We start from the raw sequence: 17,984 nt of genomic DNA, 5'->3' as shown, positions 1-17,984 counted from the left end.
AGTAGCAGCAAATGCTTCTGCAATATCATGTGATTCCTGGAATTTTTGTTGCAATTTCTCTAATTTTTCAGCAGTAGCCATCCGTTCCTTCAACCCAGTCTGCTTGGTTGATAAAATAGCCAAAATTCTAGCATATTCCAAAGCTATATCATGTGATTCTTGGAATTTTTGTTGCAATTTCTCTAATTTTTCAGCAGTAGCCATCCGTTCCTCCAACCCAGTCTGCTTGATTGATAAATTGACCGAAATCACGGCATACTGCAAAGCTATATCATGCGATTCTAGGAATTTTTGTTGCAATTTCTCTAATTTTTCAGCAGTAGCTTCGATTTCCTTCAGCTCAGTCTGCTTATTGGATGAAATCAGTAAAGTTATTGCATACCGCAAAGCAATCTCTTCTGATTCAGGGTATTGTTCATAAATTATTCTTGCTTTTTCTGCCAGAGCTTCACAGGCAGTCTTATCTGTCTCCTTGGCTGATAAGTAAAAGAGCTGATCTAACTCTGCTAAACTTTCTTCCAAATTGTATTTCTGTTCATCCATACTATGCCCTCACTTTGAAATAGTAATTATTACTAGTTAAAACTAATCTGCCTTTTCGTTTCTTAATTAGTTTTTACATATTTTATTATATCAAAAATCACATTTTTCTCCTAGTATATATATGATGCTTTTTAAACATATACTCATACAAAAAACCAGACAGAGTCTGGCTTTGCATTATTTATATCTGAGAAGTATTTTAGAAAAATTAAAGGATTTTATCAACTCTGTCCACTGTAAAGAGGGCCACAGTCATCACGAGATCGACGAGCAAGAGGGCAGCTACAGCTGGTACCCAAGAGTGGAACAGGTCAAAACTGTAACCAAATAGGGTTGGACCAAAGGCTGCTAGGATATAGCCTCCTGTTTGAGAAAGGCCAGACAATTGGGCTGTCTTTTCAGGGGCGATTGTCTTAAGTGAAAAGTTGACCATGAGATAGGGGAAGAGGGCGCTGGTTGCGGTTCCGATGAGGAGATGGATGGCAAGCCAGTAAAAGAAATTACCGATTGGGAAAAAGAGCATGGAAATGCCGACAACACCAGCTAGTGAAACCAGAGTGAGCATGAGCTGACGGTTGCGAGTAGACAAGCTGGTTGTCAGGCTTGGGATGGTCATTGAAAAAGGAATGCTAATCAGAGAGAAGATAGAGGTCAGCAAGCCAGCTTCGTGACTGGATAGGCCTGCGTGGTTGGCCATGGTAGGTAGCCAGGTCATAGCGGTGTAAAAGAGCAAGGATTGAAAACCTGCAAAGACAATCACTGCCCAGACCTGTTTATTACGCATGACCTTTGTTTGGCTTTTTTGTTTAGTTTGTGGAGCCAGTCTGTGATTATAGCGGTGATTTGGCAGCCAGACCAAAAAAGTTGCTAGACAGAGCAGGGTGAGGAGGATGATAAGTCCTTTCCAAGAACTGGCTTGTGTAATGGGCACGGCTAGATAGGAAGCCAGAGCCGTCGCAATCCCCATAGAGGTTACATATAAGGTGGTCAGAAAACCAATCTTCTTTGGTTGATTGGCTTGGATAAGACTAGGAAGCAGCACATTGATGACTGCGATACTTGCCCCAACCATCAAGGTTCCTAGATAGAGCAGGGGCAGATTGATTAGTCGAATAAGTGAGCCAATGGTCAAGAAGAAGAGGCTGTAGGTAAAGAGATGCTCCAAGCCGATTTTCTGAGCCAGTCGGGTAGAAAAGAGTGAGAAGAGGGTAAACATGAGGAGGGGAAGGCTGGTCAAGACACCAAGCGAACTAACTTCTACCCCCAGCCCTTGCGAAATATCTCCCAAAATAATGGGTAAAACAGTAAAAGGAGTCCGCAAGGAAACACCAATCAGGATAATACCTGGAACAAAAAAGAGTGATTGCTTTTTCATAAAATACCTCTTCTAGCTGATTTTAATAACAGCTTATTTTAAGGCTTTTTCCCTATAATGTCAAGTAAGGTTTCTGGCTTTCAAGATAAAAATGGGAAAGTCTTGAAAATTATGATAAAATAGTGGAAGGAAATCTATATATTGGAGAAAAACTGTGCTTGAAAAGCAAAAAATCAGCGTCTTGATGTCGATTTATATCAAGGAAAATCCGACATTTTTGCGAGATGCCATTAATAGTATTCAAAATCAAACCTTGAAACCGAGTGAGTTGGTTTTCGTAGAGGATGGACCTCTCACACCTGAGCTCTATCAGGTGTTAGACCAAGTAGAAGCTCAGTCTGGAATTCCAGTTAAGCGTTGCCCCTTAGAGCAGAATCAAGGTTTGGGTCTGGCTCTTCGATACGGTGTTTTACAGTGTCAGTACGATATCATCGCTCGTATGGATACAGATGATATAGCTGTTCCAGATCGTTTTGAGAAACAGCTTCAGCTAATGGAGAAGGACAAGCTCGACCTATTAGGTGGACATATTGCAGAGTTTATTGATAATCCTGATGAGATTGTTTCTTACCGTCGTGTTCCAACCCAACATGCAGAGATTGTGGCTTATCAAAGGATGAGAAGTGCTTTTAACCACATGACTGTCATGTTCAAGAAGGATATGGTTCTCAAGGCAGGCAACTATGAGGATGGCCTTTATATGGAGGATGACCTCCTCTGGCTCAACATGATTGCTGCAGGAGCCAAGACTGGAAATCTGGATCAAATCTTGTGTAAGGTTCGTGTTGGAGCAGGGATGTTTGAGCGTCGTGGGGGACTGCGTTACCTTAAACTCTATCGCCAGGCTCGTCAGCGCATGCTGAAGAGAGGGCAAATTTCTTACATGGAGTATGCCAAGAGTGTTGCGATTCAGATGGTTGTTGCCCTTTGTCCCGGATTTGTCCGACAGTTTATTTTTATGAAGCTGTTACGAAAAATCAATTAAAAGATTGTAGCAAATCGTAAACTGGATAAAAAGTGTTATAATAACAATATAATATTCTTCGAAAATCTCTTCAAACCGCGTCAACGACGCCTTGCCGTAGATATATGTTCCTGACTTTGTCAGTCTTATCCACAACCTCAAAACAGTGTTTTGAGCAACCTGCGGCTAGTTTGCTCTTTGATTTTCATTGAGTATAATCATCCAACTCTTTTAAGGAGGAGTAAACTTCTATGAATAAAAAACTCACAGATTATGTGATTGATCTGGTGGAAATTTTAAATAAACAACAAAAGCAGGTTTTCTGGGGAATATTTGATATTTTGAGTATGGTGGTTTCCATCATTGTATCTTATATCTTATTCTACGGATTGATTAATCCAGCCCCTGTTGACTACATTATCTATACGAGTTTAGCCTTCTTGTTCTATCAATTGATGATTGCATTTTGGGGGTTGAACGCTAGTATTAGTCGTTACAGCAAGATTACGGATTTCATGAAAATCTTTTTTGGTGTGACTGCAAGCAGTATCCTGTCATATAGTATCTGCTATGCCTTCTTGCCACTCTTCTCCATCCGTTTTATTGTGCTCTTTATCTTGTTGAGTACCTTCTTGATTTTATTGCCACGGATTACTTGGCAGTTAATCTACTCTAAACGCAAAAAAGGCAGTGGTGATGGGGAACATCGTCGTACCTTCTTGATTGGTGCTGGCGATGGTGGAGCTCTCTTTATGAACAGCTACCAACACCCAACCAGTGAATTAGAACTTGTTGGTATTTTGGATAAGGATGAAAAGAAAAAGGGTCAAAAACTTGGTGGTATCCCTGTTTTGGGCTCTTATGACAATTTGCCTGAATTAGCCAAACGCCACCAAATCGAGCGTGTGATCGTTGCGATTCCGTCGCTTGACCCGTCAGAATATGAACGTATCTTGCAGATGTGTAATAAGCTGGGAGTCAAATGTTATAAGATGCCTAAGGTTGAAACCGTTGTTCAGGGACTTCACCAAGCAGGTACTGGCTTCCAAAAAATTGATATTACGGACCTTTTGGGACGTCAGGAAATTCGTCTTGACGAATCGCGACTGGGCGCAGAATTGACAGGTAAGACAATCTTAGTCACAGGTGCTGGTGGCTCAATCGGTTCTGAAATCTGTCGCCAAGTTAGCCGTTTCAATCCTGAACGCATTGTCTTGCTCGGTCACGGGGAAAATTCAATCTACCTTGTGTATCATGAATTGATTCGCAAGTTCCAAGGGATTGATTATGTGCCTGTGATTGCGGACATTCAAGACTATGACCGTCTCTTGCAAGTCTTTGAGCAGTACAAGCCAGCTATTGTTTATCATGCGGCTGCCCACAAGCACGTTCCTATGATGGAGCGCAATCCAAAAGAAGCCTTCAAAAACAATATCCGTGGAACTTACAACGTTGCTAAGGCTGTTGATGAAGCCAAAGTACCTAAGATGGTTATGATTTCGACAGATAAGGCGGTTAATCCACCCAATGTTATGGGAGCAACCAAGCGCGTGGCTGAGTTGATTGTCACTGGCTTTAACCAACGTAGCCAATCGACCTACTGTGCAGTCCGTTTTGGGAATGTTCTTGGTAGCCGTGGTAGTGTGATTCCAGTCTTTGAACGTCAGATTGCTGAAGGTGGGCCTGTAACGGTGACAGACTTCCGCATGACCCGTTACTTCATGACCATTCCAGAAGCTAGCCGTTTGGTTATCCATGCTGGTGCTTATGCCAAGGATGGGGAAGTCTTTATCCTTGATATGGGCAAACCAGTCAAGATTTATGACTTGGCCAAGAAAATGGTCCTTCTAAGTGGACACACCGAAAGCGAAATTCCAATCGTTGAAGTTGGAATCCGACCAGGCGAAAAACTTTACGAAGAACTCTTAGTATCAACCGAACTCGTTGACAACCAGGTTATGGATAAAATTTTCGTTGGTAAGGTTAATGTCATGCCTCTAGAAGCTATCGACCAAAAAATTGAAGAGTTCCGTACTCTCAGTGGAGATGAGTTGAAGCAAGCCATTATCGCCTTTGCCAATCAAACAACCCACGTTGAATAAAAAAGAAAAACGCATATTATCAGGTCAGAAGAGCTTGATAATATGCGTTTTGTTATGTAGAAACTTGCTCCATTTTCTTCTGAAATAGAGTTATTGCCCAGTCTATGTTATTGAAAATACTCCAAAATTTCTAAGGGTTTGTGAGCGATAAAATCAGGATGATAGTTTAGCAAGTCTGCTTGCTCTCCAAATCCCCAAGTGACGGCCAATTTCTGAATGCCTGTTTCTTGAGCTCCTAGCATATCAAACTTGGTATCTCCGATGATGATGGCTTGTTCTGCTGCTAGTTGATGCGTCTGTAAGGCTTGGCGAATGACATCTGCCTTATGGGGTGCTTCAGGGCTGGAACCATAAATGCCATCAAAGAAATGATAGATTCCCAAATTTTTAGCCATGTCTTGGGCGGTTGGAGTATTTTTTGTCGTGGTGATGTAGAGTGGATAACTGCTTGATAGCTCCTCAAGCAAGTCTACAATCTGAGGAAAGAGTTGAGCTTCATAGATGCCTTTTGCCTTGTAGTAAGAACGGTATATCTGCACAGCCTCAGCGATTTGTTCTTTGGGCAGGCAGGTTGCAAAACTACTTTCGAGGGGTGGGCCCATAAAACCACGAATAGTTTTGGCATCAGGGCTAGGCACTCCCAGCTCCTTAAAGGTATAGGTAAAGGCATTGTGAATCCCGATAGAACTGTCAACGAGGGTTCCATCCAGATCGAAAAAAATAGCTGCGATAGAGGTCATGGTTTCTCCTATTTGATAAGCTTATTCTCCGAAAATTTCTTTTTGGAGGCGGCGACCAGTAGGGGTGGCAGCGAGTCCACCTTCAGCTGTTTCACGGAAGGCAGTTGGCATGCTTGCTCCTACTTGGTACATGGAATCGATAACTTCATCCACAGGAATTTTAGATTCGATACCTGCCAGGGCCATGTCTGCTGCGATGAAGGCAAAGCTAGCTCCCATGGCATTGCGTTTGACACAGGGAACTTCAACTAAGCCGGCAACAGGGTCACAGATGAGGCCTAGCATATTTTTAATGACAAAGGCAATGGCTTGACTGGCTTGGTAGGGTGTCCCACCGGCAGCTAGAGTCAAGGCTGCAGCACTCATAGCAGAGGCAGAACCGACTTCGGCCTGGCAACCGCCCTCAGCACCTGAGATAGAGGCATTATTTGCGATGACTAGTCCAAAGGCACCCGCAGTAAAGAGGAAATCCAGCTGTTGCTCGTGGCTGAGGTCTAATTTTTCAATCGCAGCAGTGAGAACGGATGGCAGACAGCCAGCACTTCCTGCGGTCGGAGTAGCGCAGACCAAGCCCATTTTAGCATTGTGTTCATTGACTGCGATAGCATTTCGGGCAGCAGAGAGAATCGTGTAATCTGACAGAGTTTTTCCACTTTTGATATAGTGATCCAGTTTAGCAGCATCTCCACCTGTCAGGCCACTACGAGATTTATTTTCATTGAGGCCAAGTTGGACAGAGGCTTTCATGACTTCCAGATTGCGTTCCATGAGAAGGAGGACTTCTTCACGTTCGCGACCTGTCAATTCAAACTCTGTTGTAATCATGAGTTCTGCGACATTTCCTTGAAAGTCCAGATCTGCTTGCTCGACCAATTCTTTAATAGAATAAAACATGCTTCCTCCTATTTAAAGAAATTGACATTGTGGAGATGAGGGATTTTTCGAATTTCTTCGATGGCCTCATCACAGTTGCGACTGTCAACTTCGATAATCATAATGGCTTTTTCACCAGCTTTTTCACGAGTAACGTTCATCTGGGCGATATTGATATCATAGCGAGAAAGTGCCTCCGTTACGAGGGCAATCATACCTGGAATATCTTGATGAACGATGATGATAGTTGGTGTATTCATATTGAGAGAGACGGCAAAGCCATTGAGTTCGGTGACCTGAATATTTCCTCCACCGATAGAAATACCCGTCACGCTGATGGTCTTGTGGGCATTTTTAACGGTAATTTTAGTAGTGTTTGGGTGAGGGGCATTACTGTCTTTCTGAATGGTCCAGACAATCTTAATGCCACGCTTGTGGGCAATTTCCAAGCTATTTGGGATTTCAGGATCATCTGTATCCATGCCTAAAATACCAGCAACAAGGGCTAGGTCTGTTCCGTGACCACGATAGGTTTTGGCAAATGAGTTAAAAAGTTGGAATTCAACTTCTGTCGGAGTATCATCAAAAATGGAAGAGACAATCTTCCCAATACGCACAGCACCAGCGGTATGACTACTAGATGGGCCAATCATAACTGGTCCGATGATATCAAAGACAGATTGAAAACGAAGTGATTTCATCAGTTTCCCCTTATAAAAATTCTTATCTCTATTATATCAAAGAATGAGGGTCTTGACTTTAATTGTGGATGAAAACCTTTTTAATGCCATAAACAGCATAAAATAGCGACTTTTATGACAAAAATAGCTTATTTAGGGAAATAAAAAATAATTTTGTAATATTTCTACATAAAAGTGTCAAGAAACGGTAATATTTAAAGGGTATGATAGAAGTATAGAAAGAAGGAGAATTTTCAAATATGAAATCAACATCTAAAAAGATTAAAACAACTCTTGCAGGAGTAGCTGCCTTGTTTGCAGTATTTGCTCCATCATTTGTATCTGCTCAAGAATCGTCAACTTACACTGTTAAAGAAGGTGATACACTTTCAGAAATCGCTGAAACTCACAACACAACTGTTGAAAAATTGGCAGAAAACAACCACATTGATAACATTCATTTGATTTATGTTGGTCAAGAGTTGGTTATCGATGGCCCTGTAGCGCCTGCTACAACACCAGCGCCAACTACTTATGCAGCACCAGCAGCTCAAGATGAAACTGTTTCAGCTCCAGTAACAGAAACTACAGAAGTAGCAGCTCCAGTGTCAAGTGAAGCAGTAGCAGAAGAAACAGTAGTTTCAACAGAAGTTTCAGCACCAGCTACAACTGTAAGCGAATCTGAAGCAGAAGCTAAAGAATGGATCGCTCAAAAAGAATCAGGCGGTAGCTACACAGCTACAAACGGACGTTACATCGGACGTTACCAATTGACAGATTCATACTTGAACGGTGACTACTCAGCTGAAAACCAAGAACGTGTAGCAGATGCCTACGTTGCAGGACGTTACGGTTCATGGACAGCCGCTAAAAATTTCTGGCTTAACAACGGCTGGTATTAAGAACTAACTAGCAGAATAAGATGTAAAGAGGTTGGGCAAAAAGCCTTTAAAATTAGAAAAACGCATCATATCAAGTGTTCAACAAAAATCTTGATATGATGCGTTTTTTTGTGGGAAGATTTACTTTATATTCTCCTGAAATTGAGTTTTTGATAGTCTCTGGTAATTTTTATAACTTGGTGCAAACTACCTATACTCTTCGAAAATCTCTTCAAACCACGTCAGCTTTATCTGTAACCTCAACGCTGTACTTTGAGCAACCTGCGGCTAGTTTCCTAGTTTGCTCTTTGATTTTCATTGAGTATAAATCAAGTAGCAAAATATTTGCTGTCTTCAATTGAAAACAAGCAAAAAATGAAGTTGAATCTTTAAAAAATGAATATAACTGAGGAAATTGGCATTGATGTTGTTGAGAAGGAGCTATAGGAGTTAGATATTCGAATAGAATTAGAGAACGATAGTTATGAAAAAATGATATTTAAGATGGATAAGTTTATAAATCAATTAAATAAAGAAAAGTTTGTATATCAAAAGAGCAGAGATATTTAAAAAGTGCACATATTACTCATTTAAAATATTCTAAAATTTGTTAACATCATGGAAGCAAGGAGGAATTTATTATGTCTAATATATCTAAAAAATGGCTGAAATTATTTAGTGATAATATTAGTGATGAGGAACAGTTGGATCGGTTTTTGACTTCTAATACAGAAAATAATCTCCGAGAGTGGGAGAGGAAACATAAACAGTATGAACAACTAGGGAGAGAATACATTGCTCAACAACTGAGTGATAATTCTTGGAAATCATACGAAACTAGTGAAAATTTAAAAATTAGAATTCATTGGTTATCTTTATTTAAGCCACTTTGTTACAAGTATATAAATAGATTATCTATGTACTTAAATAGCATAGTTTCTGTTGAGAATAAAGAAAAGTTTTTGATTGAAATAGAGTCAATGTTTTTTGAAATGTGTATGAATATTAGTTATCGTACTGTTGTATTAGAAATTAATGATTTAAGACGTTCATCACGTTTAATAGGAGATGATTCTGAAAAACGTTACAACTTTTTTATAGACACTTTATTAAAAAGCAGAGATTATATATTGGAGTTTTATCAGAAATATCCAGTATTGTATGAATTATTAGATAGGAAACTTTTAAATATATCTGATTATGTGAAAGAAATAATTACAAATTTTGAAATGAATTTATCAGATATAGAAAAATATTTTGGATTTGAAAATTTAAAATTATCAAATATAAAATTTAATGTAGGAGATACTCATTCTAACGGTAAGAGTGTTTGTATTTTAGAACTGAATAATAAGAGAAAGATAATTTATAAACCAAGAAATATGTCTGTAGACGTCAACTTAGATTTATTTTCTAAAGAATTTGCATCACAATTCAGTCTACCAAATGTTTTATTTCTTCCTCGAACACTAAGTAAAAGTAGTTATAGTTTTGTCGAATTTGTAGAAGTAAAAGAATGTAACTCACGTCATGATGTAGAAATGTACTACGAAAACATAGGAATGCTTTTGGCTTTTTTGCATATATTTGGTGCAAAAGACTATCATGGCGAGAATATTTTATCGTGTGAATCATATCCATACTTAATTGATAATGAAACTATTTTACATTTTAGTGAGAAGGAAAGTATAGATTCTAGTATCCAGAGAATGTATGATGTAGTAGCTGACTCTGTTTATAGCGTGGGTATCTTACCTATGACTCTCTATTCTGTAAATAATGATAAAGGAATGGAAGTTGGAGCATTAAATTCAGGAGAAAAAAGGGAATCTCCTTACCAAACACATCAATTAACTAATATTGGTACAGATGAAATTAGAATTGAGAATGTATTTAAGGAGATAGAAGATTTCCCAAGTACTGTAAGATATATGGGGAAGACTGTATCGTGTAAAGAATATAGAGAAAATGTTTTGTATGGATTTGAATTAATTTACAGGATCATTCTAAAAAATAGGAACAAAGTTCAAAAAATGATTATGAAATACTTTGAAAATTGTGAGACAAGATATATTTATAGAAATACAAATATATATGTTCAGTTTTTAGAAACAAGCCATCATCCAGATTTATTAAGAAATAAATATGATTTCGAAATGTATATGCTTAGAATGTTAGAATATGGTAATGTTGACAATGAGTTTGATAAAAGTATGATTAAAGATGAAATTAATCAACTTAGAAAAGGAGATGTACCAATTTTTTACACTAGTTCATCTAGTAATGAGATTTATAATGGACTTCATTCTCGAATATATTCTTTGGAGGGAGATAACATTATTAAAAATGTATCAAAGAGAATATGTAGTCTATCAGAAGAAAATTTGCTTCGTCAACAAAGAATTATAAATATGGCTTTTATGGGAAGCGAATTATTTATAAAAAATAAGAAACTTAAAGAAAGAAAGCTATTAAAAAAATTAAGTTCAAATATTATTGAACGTATTTTATCTGCGAAACTAGAATTCAATGATGAAATTAGTTGGTTAAATATGTTGGCCATGAATAAAAATTATGAAATTTCACCAATGGATTATAATTTATATGGTGGTACATCAGGTATGATTTTAGGAATTAGTAGTATACAGGATGACAGACTAGAATCAATTTTACGAGGTGTTATAGACTATACCAATAATTACATTGAAAGTTGCCAGGGGAATTTCCCTCTTTCTAAATTAGGAGCTTTTACTGGTATTTACGGCTATTTGTATGTTACATGTGTGCTAAGACAGAAAGGAATAAAGACAGTTGACAATTCAGAAGAGTTTATATATAACATCTTGTTATCCACGTATAATGATGTTAGAAAATTTGACAATCTAGATATTATAGGGGGTCTTGCAGGAATTCTGGCTGTACTTGTAAAAATCGAAGAAGTTATGGTGCATAGTTCTAAAGTTGTACAATTAGCACATGTGATGTCTGAAGAAATTGTAGAGAAATTAATTGAAGTATATAAGAAACAAGGATATTGGATGGAAAATGACCCAGGATATGCACATGGAAACTATGGAGTTATTACACAATTGTTCAAATATTCTAAATTGTGTAATGAAGAATCGATAGAGAAGAATAACATAATATTTTGCATACAAGATTATTTGAATAAAGAGCGTTTGCAGTTAAAAACGGATAAGATTGTACCTTTAAGAAAAAATGCTAAGTACTATTCTTGGTGTAATGGAATTGTAGGAATCGTACAGGCTAAACACTATCTCATGGTAAATGAATTTCCAGATCAATATTTAGAAGAAGAAGTCCGATATTATGCAACTGAAATATTGAATCAAAGATTAAATATAGAAAATTCTATCTGTCATGGAAATGTAGGCAATTTGACAATTATTTCTTCTATTATAGGAGATAATTCTGAAATAAATAAAAAAATATTGTCCGAGAGTGAATTATATTTGCTGGATAAATTAACTTATGATTGTGATGATTGGGGAATTCTTACAGGAGAACTGGGAATATTGATGGCTAATTATGAGACTGGAAGAGCAATGTTGAACAATGTACTACTTCTAAACTAAAATTGAGGTAGAGGGACGTAAAACCTCTCACGATGAGTGAGTATTTTCGAATAGTTTGATATGATCTTCTGACTGTTGTATAATTCTCCAAAAATATCTTATCGTCAATACAGAAGTTATACGGCGTATGCAACTGAGTGACTAACAGTTTAGGATTCGAAAGTCGAAGAACTAACTCATAGTTATTTCTTCGACTCTGTCATGCCAATAAAATTTTAAATAATTGAATTAAAAATTGATATTTTAGAATTCTTATTATTTTATATTAATAGGAGATAAGTATGAAAAATAAAGTTCCTTTTGTTGAACAACATCAAAAAACAGAGTGTGGTTTATGTTGTGTTGCGATGGTATCAAGCTATTATAATCATGAAATCTCTGTAAAAGATTTAAGAAGTATTAAAGAAACAGGTAGAGATGGTACAAGTTTTCAGAATTTAATTGAACTTTTAGAGGGGATGGGATTTGTTATTAAATCATTTCGTTTCCCAAAAGATAGAATGGATACTTTCAAAAAGATAAAAACTCCAGCTATTGCATTATGGGAAAGTAAACATTTTATTGTAATAGAGAGAGTAACATCTAAGTTTGTATGGGTAGCTGACCCAGAACTTGGGAAGTTAAAGTATAGTTTCAGTGAATTCTCAGAAGGATTCTCGGAATATCTTATTAGTGTTATGAGTAGTGATAAAGTAACAAAACAAAAATCTAGGGAGAATTATAGTATAGTTTATAGACAATTATGGCAGTCTTGGAATTATTTTATACCACTATTGTTAGTGACATTAGCAAGTTATACAGTTAGTTTTGTTTTACCAATTTGGTTGCAACAAGTTTTCAACCAAGTTTCTACAGGAGTTAGTATAAACCAATCGAATATTGTCATTAATTTCGTTATATTTACATTTCTATATTTTGCAATTATGTTTGGACAACGCTATCTTTCTATTAATTTGACAAATGATATAGATAAAAGGTTGAATATTAATGTGATCAGAAGTTTATTTAGGCTACCATATAAATTCTTTTCTACGAGAAGCAGTGGCGATTTAATTTATTCTATAAATGGTTTGACAAGAATTAGACAGTTATTCACTAATCAAGTAGTTCTAGGTGTGTTGGATGTTGGATTGGGAGTTTTTATCCTAATTTATTTCTCATACATAAATTTTTCTATTGCAGTCTTAGCATTATTACTACTGTTAATAAATTTATTATTGTTGCTAGTTACTAGACAGAACATCGAACAAAAGAATAAATCATTTGTAATTTCCCAAAACAATCTTCAGAATAAACAAATTGAGATGATTTATTCTATGATGGGAATAAAAATGGAAGGTTTTGAAGAACAAACATATAAGCAGTGGAAGGAATATTTCGATAAATGTTTACATAGGTATAAATACAGTGAGATGTTTTCAGGATTGGTAAATTCATTATTTACAATAATCACTTTTATATCACCGTTTATTTTATTAATAGTTACATTATTGCCACACCCTCAATTAGAAAATCCATTAGGGGGGATGTTTGTGATATACTCTTTATCAACTGTATTATTTAGTAAAGTGAATAGTATCTTTGATACTATTGTAGCATTTTATAATAGTAAGACGTTTTTATCTCGTATTGTAGAAATTTTAGAGGAGGAACACGAAGTAAATGGCAATATTAAACATGATTTGAATGGATCTATTTCACTAAAAAATGTATCATTTTCATATACTAAAGACAGTAAAAGAGTTTTATCGAATATTAATATTGAAATTCATAAAGGAGAAAAAATAGCAATTGTAGGTACATCAGGTTCTGGGAAAAGCACACTTTCAAAATTGTTGATAGGTTTATTTCCTGCAACTACTGGAAAAATTTTCTTTGATAACTTTGAATATTATAGTCTAGATAAACAGTATTTAAGACAACAAATTGGTATTGTTCCACAAGATATGACACTCTTTAATAAGACGATATTTGAAAATATCGCTGGAAGTTCGTCTGTATCACAAGAAAAAATGGAAGAAGTGTGTAAGTTGGTGAATATTCATGATGATATTATGGAGATGCCTATGGGGTACAATACGTTAGTATCAGAGATGGGGATGAATTTATCTGGAGGTCAAAGGCAGAGAATAATCTTAGCTCGAGCACTTATAAAAAAACCTAAAATAATATTATTGGATGAGGCGACAAGTTATTTAGACAATGTTAATGAGAAAGAAATTATGCAAAAATTTAAAGAACAGAACATTACGATTGTGGTAATTGCACATCGGCTATCTACAATCATTGATTCAGATAAAATTTTTGTGATGGAAAAAGGAAAATTATAGAGCAGGGGAACCATCAAGAATTACTGCAAGGAGAAAGAGGGCTTTATCGAAAATTATATCAATTAGATAATTCATAGCTTTTATTGATATAAAGTTATTATTGAGTAGAAAAATAGAGAAATCAGCTATAATTCATATTTAGATAACTTTAGCTTGATTTTACTATTAATTTTATAATAGTTGAATTTATGTTATTATAGTGTAATCGTCTAATAACGAAGTATATTAAAAAAATCTCCAGACTAGAGAACTCACTGATAGTTCCTAATCTGGAGATTTCTTATTTGCACTTTTCTGGTACAACTTTTGTCCATGGTAAATAATCCTCTAAAAGCTCTTTGTTTACGAGATTCTACTCGTTTAGAAGACATTCTAGAAGATAGGATATATATTTCTCACTATTTAATTGATGGCGTTTAGCTGTTTCCAACAAGCTCATAATAAAAGCTGTTGCTTTAGATCCTTCAAAACTTTGAGAAAACAACCAATTTTTACGTACCATAACCAATAATTTAATGGCGTGTTCAGCTAGATTATTGGAAAGGACGAGATGCCTGTCTTTCCAAATTATCTTAAAGGTTTCTTCATACTTGAGACTGTATTCAATTGCCCGTCCTAGTTTTGAACCAGGTAAAATTGACTGCCGTAGGTACCAAGCAAAGAAGTATTCCATTAAGGGTTGAAGATCTTCTTGACGTTTCTGTAAGCGTTCATCAACTGACAAGTCTTCCCAGTCTCTCTAAAGAAAATAACTGAATTACAATAAGCTAAACCTTTAGCACCTAACGATGATTTATCTGCCTGCTTAGAGTTTTTAGTTTTAAAAATTTTAAAAATATAGTTAATTTGAGAAACTTATAACTTTTGCACGATTTACTCATTACGTAGTTAAGATTAAGTTGTATACTAATTATTGTAAAGATGATCATCTAAAGAAAAAAAGGAGGAATAAGCCTATGGCAAAGGATGCTGAACGTCCAGTGATTGATTCTCTAGACTTTGAAGTTGCCAATCAAGAACTTGCTGGGAAATCAGGTTCTGGTTGGTTTACAGCGATTCAGTTGACATTAGCAGGACGTTGTGGGAACTGGTTTACTGGTTCGTTTGAATGCACAAGTAATAATGTTAAATGTGGATAAATTTTAGTGTTATGCTTGCTCAATAATATCTGTACTAATCTTTAGTTACTTATAAATTGAAATTAAAATGTGTTGTTAAATCATCTTGAGGATGATATGTTAAAAATGTAAATCATATTTATCTCAATAGAAAATTCGTACATTATATTGGGCAAGTTTATACACTGGCACTAATTAAATTTCTATTTTCAATACAAAGAAATACTAGCTCTATATAACAAAAATAATTTACAGTATTTTAAAATAAGATGTGAACAAATCGATTGGGAAAGTTAAATTAATTGCTAAAAATGTTTTAGTAGCTGTAGTGTATTATTCTAGTTTCAACCTACTATAATAACGTACGTAATTTGTTTATGTGAACCAAAGATTTTCCTGGTGGGAAATAGGATTTAATTGAATGTTTGAAAGCTGATTATTGTTGATAGTAATAAGGGAGAATTATGAGGTGAAACTATGAAATGTGATGAATTCAAAAATGAAATTGATACACTTGAATTTGAAGTTAGCAATCAAGAGCTTGCTGGGAAATCGGGTTCAGGTGGATGGTATACTGCTTTTAAATTGACACTAGCTGGGAGATGTGGTCTGTGCTTCACATGTTCTTATGAGTGTACTAGCAATAATGTTCACTGTTAGAAACTAAACATAGATTTTCCTTTGTTTATTATTGACAATATAGAACAAAAATTATATATTAAAAGAGGTAAAGAGATGAGAAAAGAAAATCACGGTATCGATACTTTGGACTACGAAATTAGTCATCAAGAACTGAGTGGGAAATCTGCTGCAGGTTGGCAAACTGCTTTTCGTTTGACTATGCAAGGACGATGCGGAGGGGTGTTTACACTTTCCTATGAATGTGCTACACCACATGTAAGCTGTGGTTAAAAGAGGTGAATTGTACCTTAAAGGAGGATAAGAATGGAAGGAATTATTGGAACGCTTGAATTTTATGCTCCTGTACTTGTACTAGGAGTAGTCATTATCGGCATTGTCTACTTTATGAAAAAACGTAATGATAAACAATAGTGGATAGATTGGTTTTATCACTATTATTTCTAACCAATGCTCTTGAGGAGTATTGGTTTTTATTATGCGACTATTAGTCCGTCTCGCTCCGTTAGGTGCGAGACAAAAAAACCACCCGCTATGCGGGTGCGCGTCGAAGGTTATACCCAAAAAACTCCAAACGCGATACAATAAAGGTGTTCAAGCCAATTGTAAAGCGAAAGGAGAAAAATATGGCACAAAAGGCTCATAGTTTATCGCACACAAAGTGGCACTGTTCTATCACATTGTGTTCACCCCTAAGTATAGACGAAAAGTCATCTACAATCAATATCGAAGTAGTTTAGGCTAAATATTTCATCGCTTGTGTAGTTATAAAGGAGTTGAAAATATCGAGGGTTACCTAATGCCAGACCATGTACACATGTTAGTCAGTATTCCACCGAGGATAAGTGTCGCAAGTTTCGTGGAATATTTAAAAGGTAAAAACACACTCATTATGTTTGACAAACACGCCAATCTCAAGTACAAGTTTGGGAATAGGCATTTCTGGGTGGAAGGTTATTATGTGAGTACGGTGGGACTCAATGAAGCCACAATTAAGAAATATATTCAAGATTAAAGAAATTATCCAGTGGATGATTTCTTCACGAGTATGAAAATTTGAGAACGAGTAAAGCATGATATAGCACTAGATAAATTGAGTGTAAAAGAATATGAGGATCCCTTTAGGGATAGTGGTAAGTAATACTAAAGCCTCTTTGTGAGGCAAGTGACGAGTCAAGAGCAATAAGGCTTGAACAACGTGAAAGCCAGCGTCTTTAGGCGCTGGCTGGTAATTTGGGCTTATAGCCCTGGTACAAACCACCCGTTTGACGGGTGGTCATGATTGTGCTTTGCAAAAAATGAGAAATGTCAGTCACGACTCAATTCTGCACGAAATACTCATGAAATAGATTTTTCTACAAGCTATAATAATTGTATAAAAGAAATGGAGGAAACGATTATGCCACAACTAGTAGTAACAGGATTAAATAAGACATTTGGAGAGGGCGAAAGTTTAGTTCATGCCCTATCTGATATTTACCTTTCAGTAAATAAGGGTGAATTTTTAGCCATCATGGGGGCGAGTGGTAGTGGAAAGACAACTCTATTGAATTGTATATCCACTATTGATAAACCCGATTCGGGTAGTATTGTTTTTGAAGATTTTGATATGATTCAAGCAAAAGAAAGCCAATTAGCCGATTATCGCGCTAAGAATATCTCTTATATTTTTCAATCTTATAATCTGGTAGAGACCTTAACAGTTTATGAAAATATTATTTTACCCCTGCAAATTCAAGGGAAATCCATTAGAAAACATCAGAGGAAAATTGATGATATTATAGAGAAATTGGCTATTCAAAATCTAAAAAATAAATTTCCAAATCAATTATCAGGTGGGCAACGCCAACGTGTCGCAACAGCTAGAGCGTTAATAGATGATTCCAAACTCTTGATTGCAGATGAACCGACAGGAGCTCTTGACTCTGCTAACTCAGAAAATCTCATGTCCCTCTTACAAGAAATTAATCGAATGTTTGAAATAACTATTCTACTTGTTACTCACGATCCTGCTGCTGCTAAATATTCGTCTCGAATGGTTCTTCTCAGTGATGGACAGATTATAGATGATATTGAGCGGAATGGACTATCAAACGACTTATACCTAGAAGAAATATACAGACGAACAAGATAGGAGGGGAGC

The 17,984-nt window shown here is 36.1% G+C and carries 13 protein-coding genes and 3 pseudogenes; 10 read left to right on the top strand and 6 right to left on the bottom strand.

Annotated elements, in window-relative coordinates:
* Positions 1-543 (bottom strand): annotated as a pseudogene (locus HMPREF0851_RS16330) (hypothetical protein); the annotation flags it as partial.
* A 208-nt stretch (positions 544-751) separates the two neighbouring features.
* Positions 752-1,918, bottom strand: coding sequence for a CynX/NimT family MFS transporter (locus HMPREF0851_RS14190; protein ID WP_000744882.1), 1,167 nt, complete (start codon positions 1,916-1,918; stop codon positions 752-754).
* 184 nt (positions 1,919-2,102) lie between these two features.
* Here HMPREF0851_RS14190 and HMPREF0851_RS14185 point away from each other — a divergent pair, with 184 nt between their 5' ends.
* Positions 2,103-2,903, top strand: a complete 801-nt coding sequence (locus tag HMPREF0851_RS14185) for a glycosyltransferase (protein ID WP_416068972.1) — start codon at positions 2,103-2,105, stop codon at positions 2,901-2,903.
* Between the two features lie 230 nt (positions 2,904-3,133).
* Complete coding sequence (locus HMPREF0851_RS14180) at positions 3,134-4,984, top strand: polysaccharide biosynthesis protein (protein WP_001035709.1); 1,851 nt, start codon at positions 3,134-3,136, stop codon at positions 4,982-4,984.
* A gap of 107 nt (positions 4,985-5,091) precedes the next feature.
* On the opposite strand, the gene HMPREF0851_RS14175 is transcribed toward HMPREF0851_RS14180, so the two are convergent.
* The 3 genes from HMPREF0851_RS14175 to sdaAB are packed head-to-tail and all read right to left on the bottom strand — an operon-like array spanning position 5,092 to position 7,298.
* Positions 5,092-5,724, bottom strand: a complete 633-nt coding sequence (locus tag HMPREF0851_RS14175; protein ID WP_000200595.1) for an HAD family hydrolase — start codon at positions 5,722-5,724, stop codon at positions 5,092-5,094.
* Positions 5,725-5,745: 21 nt separating this feature from the next.
* On the bottom strand, positions 5,746-6,618 hold the full coding sequence (sdaAA, locus tag HMPREF0851_RS14170; RefSeq protein ID WP_000500044.1) for an L-serine ammonia-lyase, iron-sulfur-dependent, subunit alpha: 873 nt from the start codon (positions 6,616-6,618) through the stop codon (positions 5,746-5,748).
* Between the two features lie 8 nt (positions 6,619-6,626).
* On the bottom strand, positions 6,627-7,298 hold the full coding sequence (sdaAB, locus tag HMPREF0851_RS14165; protein ID WP_000838909.1) for an L-serine ammonia-lyase, iron-sulfur-dependent subunit beta: 672 nt from the start codon (positions 7,296-7,298) through the stop codon (positions 6,627-6,629).
* 239 nt (positions 7,299-7,537) lie between these two features.
* On the opposite strand from sdaAB, the gene HMPREF0851_RS14160 reads away from it, so the two are divergent.
* The 3 genes from HMPREF0851_RS14160 (at position 7,538) to HMPREF0851_RS16025 (ending at position 14,084) form a co-directional block, all read left to right on the top strand.
* On the top strand, positions 7,538-8,179 hold the full coding sequence (locus HMPREF0851_RS14160) for a LysM peptidoglycan-binding domain-containing protein (protein WP_000843440.1): 642 nt from the start codon (positions 7,538-7,540) through the stop codon (positions 8,177-8,179).
* Positions 8,180-8,799: 620 nt separating this feature from the next.
* Positions 8,800-11,754, top strand: coding sequence for a type 2 lanthipeptide synthetase LanM (lanM, locus tag HMPREF0851_RS14155; RefSeq protein WP_000065584.1), 2,955 nt, complete (start codon positions 8,800-8,802; stop codon positions 11,752-11,754).
* Between the two features lie 281 nt (positions 11,755-12,035).
* Positions 12,036-14,084 carry a peptidase domain-containing ABC transporter gene (locus HMPREF0851_RS16025; protein WP_009014452.1) on the top strand — a complete coding sequence of 683 codons (2,049 nt, stop codon included), beginning with the start codon at positions 12,036-12,038 and terminating at the stop codon, positions 14,082-14,084.
* 280 nt (positions 14,085-14,364) lie between these two features.
* Here HMPREF0851_RS16025 and HMPREF0851_RS16020 read toward each other — a convergent pair.
* Positions 14,365-14,894 (bottom strand): annotated as a pseudogene (locus tag HMPREF0851_RS16020) (IS66 family transposase); the annotation flags it as partial.
* A 146-nt stretch (positions 14,895-15,040) separates the two neighbouring features.
* Here HMPREF0851_RS16020 and slmA (HMPREF0851_RS0104405) point away from each other — a divergent pair.
* The 5 genes and pseudogenes from slmA (HMPREF0851_RS0104405) to HMPREF0851_RS14125 all read left to right on the top strand — a co-directional run bounded on the left by slmA (HMPREF0851_RS0104405) (position 15,041) and on the right by HMPREF0851_RS14125 (position 17,975).
* Positions 15,041-15,223 carry a salivaricin M family lantibiotic gene (slmA, locus tag HMPREF0851_RS0104405; protein ID WP_001029875.1) on the top strand — a complete coding sequence of 61 codons (183 nt, stop codon included), beginning with the start codon at positions 15,041-15,043 and terminating at the stop codon, positions 15,221-15,223.
* Positions 15,224-15,679: 456 nt separating this feature from the next.
* Positions 15,680-15,862, top strand: coding sequence for a salivaricin M family lantibiotic (gene slmA / locus HMPREF0851_RS16585; protein ID WP_000649492.1), 183 nt, complete (start codon positions 15,680-15,682; stop codon positions 15,860-15,862).
* A gap of 21 nt (positions 15,863-15,883) precedes the next feature.
* Positions 15,884-16,114 carry a salivaricin M family lantibiotic gene (slmA, locus tag HMPREF0851_RS16015; protein WP_009014449.1) on the top strand — a complete coding sequence of 77 codons (231 nt, stop codon included), beginning with the start codon at positions 15,884-15,886 and terminating at the stop codon, positions 16,112-16,114.
* A gap of 353 nt (positions 16,115-16,467) precedes the next feature.
* Positions 16,468-16,982: pseudogene (tnpA, locus tag HMPREF0851_RS14130) on the top strand (IS200/IS605 family transposase).
* 258 nt (positions 16,983-17,240) lie between these two features.
* Positions 17,241-17,975 (top strand): ABC transporter ATP-binding protein, encoded by a 735-nt coding sequence (locus HMPREF0851_RS14125; RefSeq protein ID WP_001135913.1) that lies wholly within the window; start codon positions 17,241-17,243, stop codon positions 17,973-17,975.
* Positions 17,976-17,984: the final 9 nt, after the last annotated feature.

It is taken from the genome of Streptococcus sp. M334 (genome assembly GCF_000187745.1).
Taxonomy (GTDB): domain Bacteria; phylum Bacillota; class Bacilli; order Lactobacillales; family Streptococcaceae; genus Streptococcus.
Note: the sequence above shows the minus strand (reverse complement) of the source record. Positions and strands in the feature narration are given on the sequence as shown.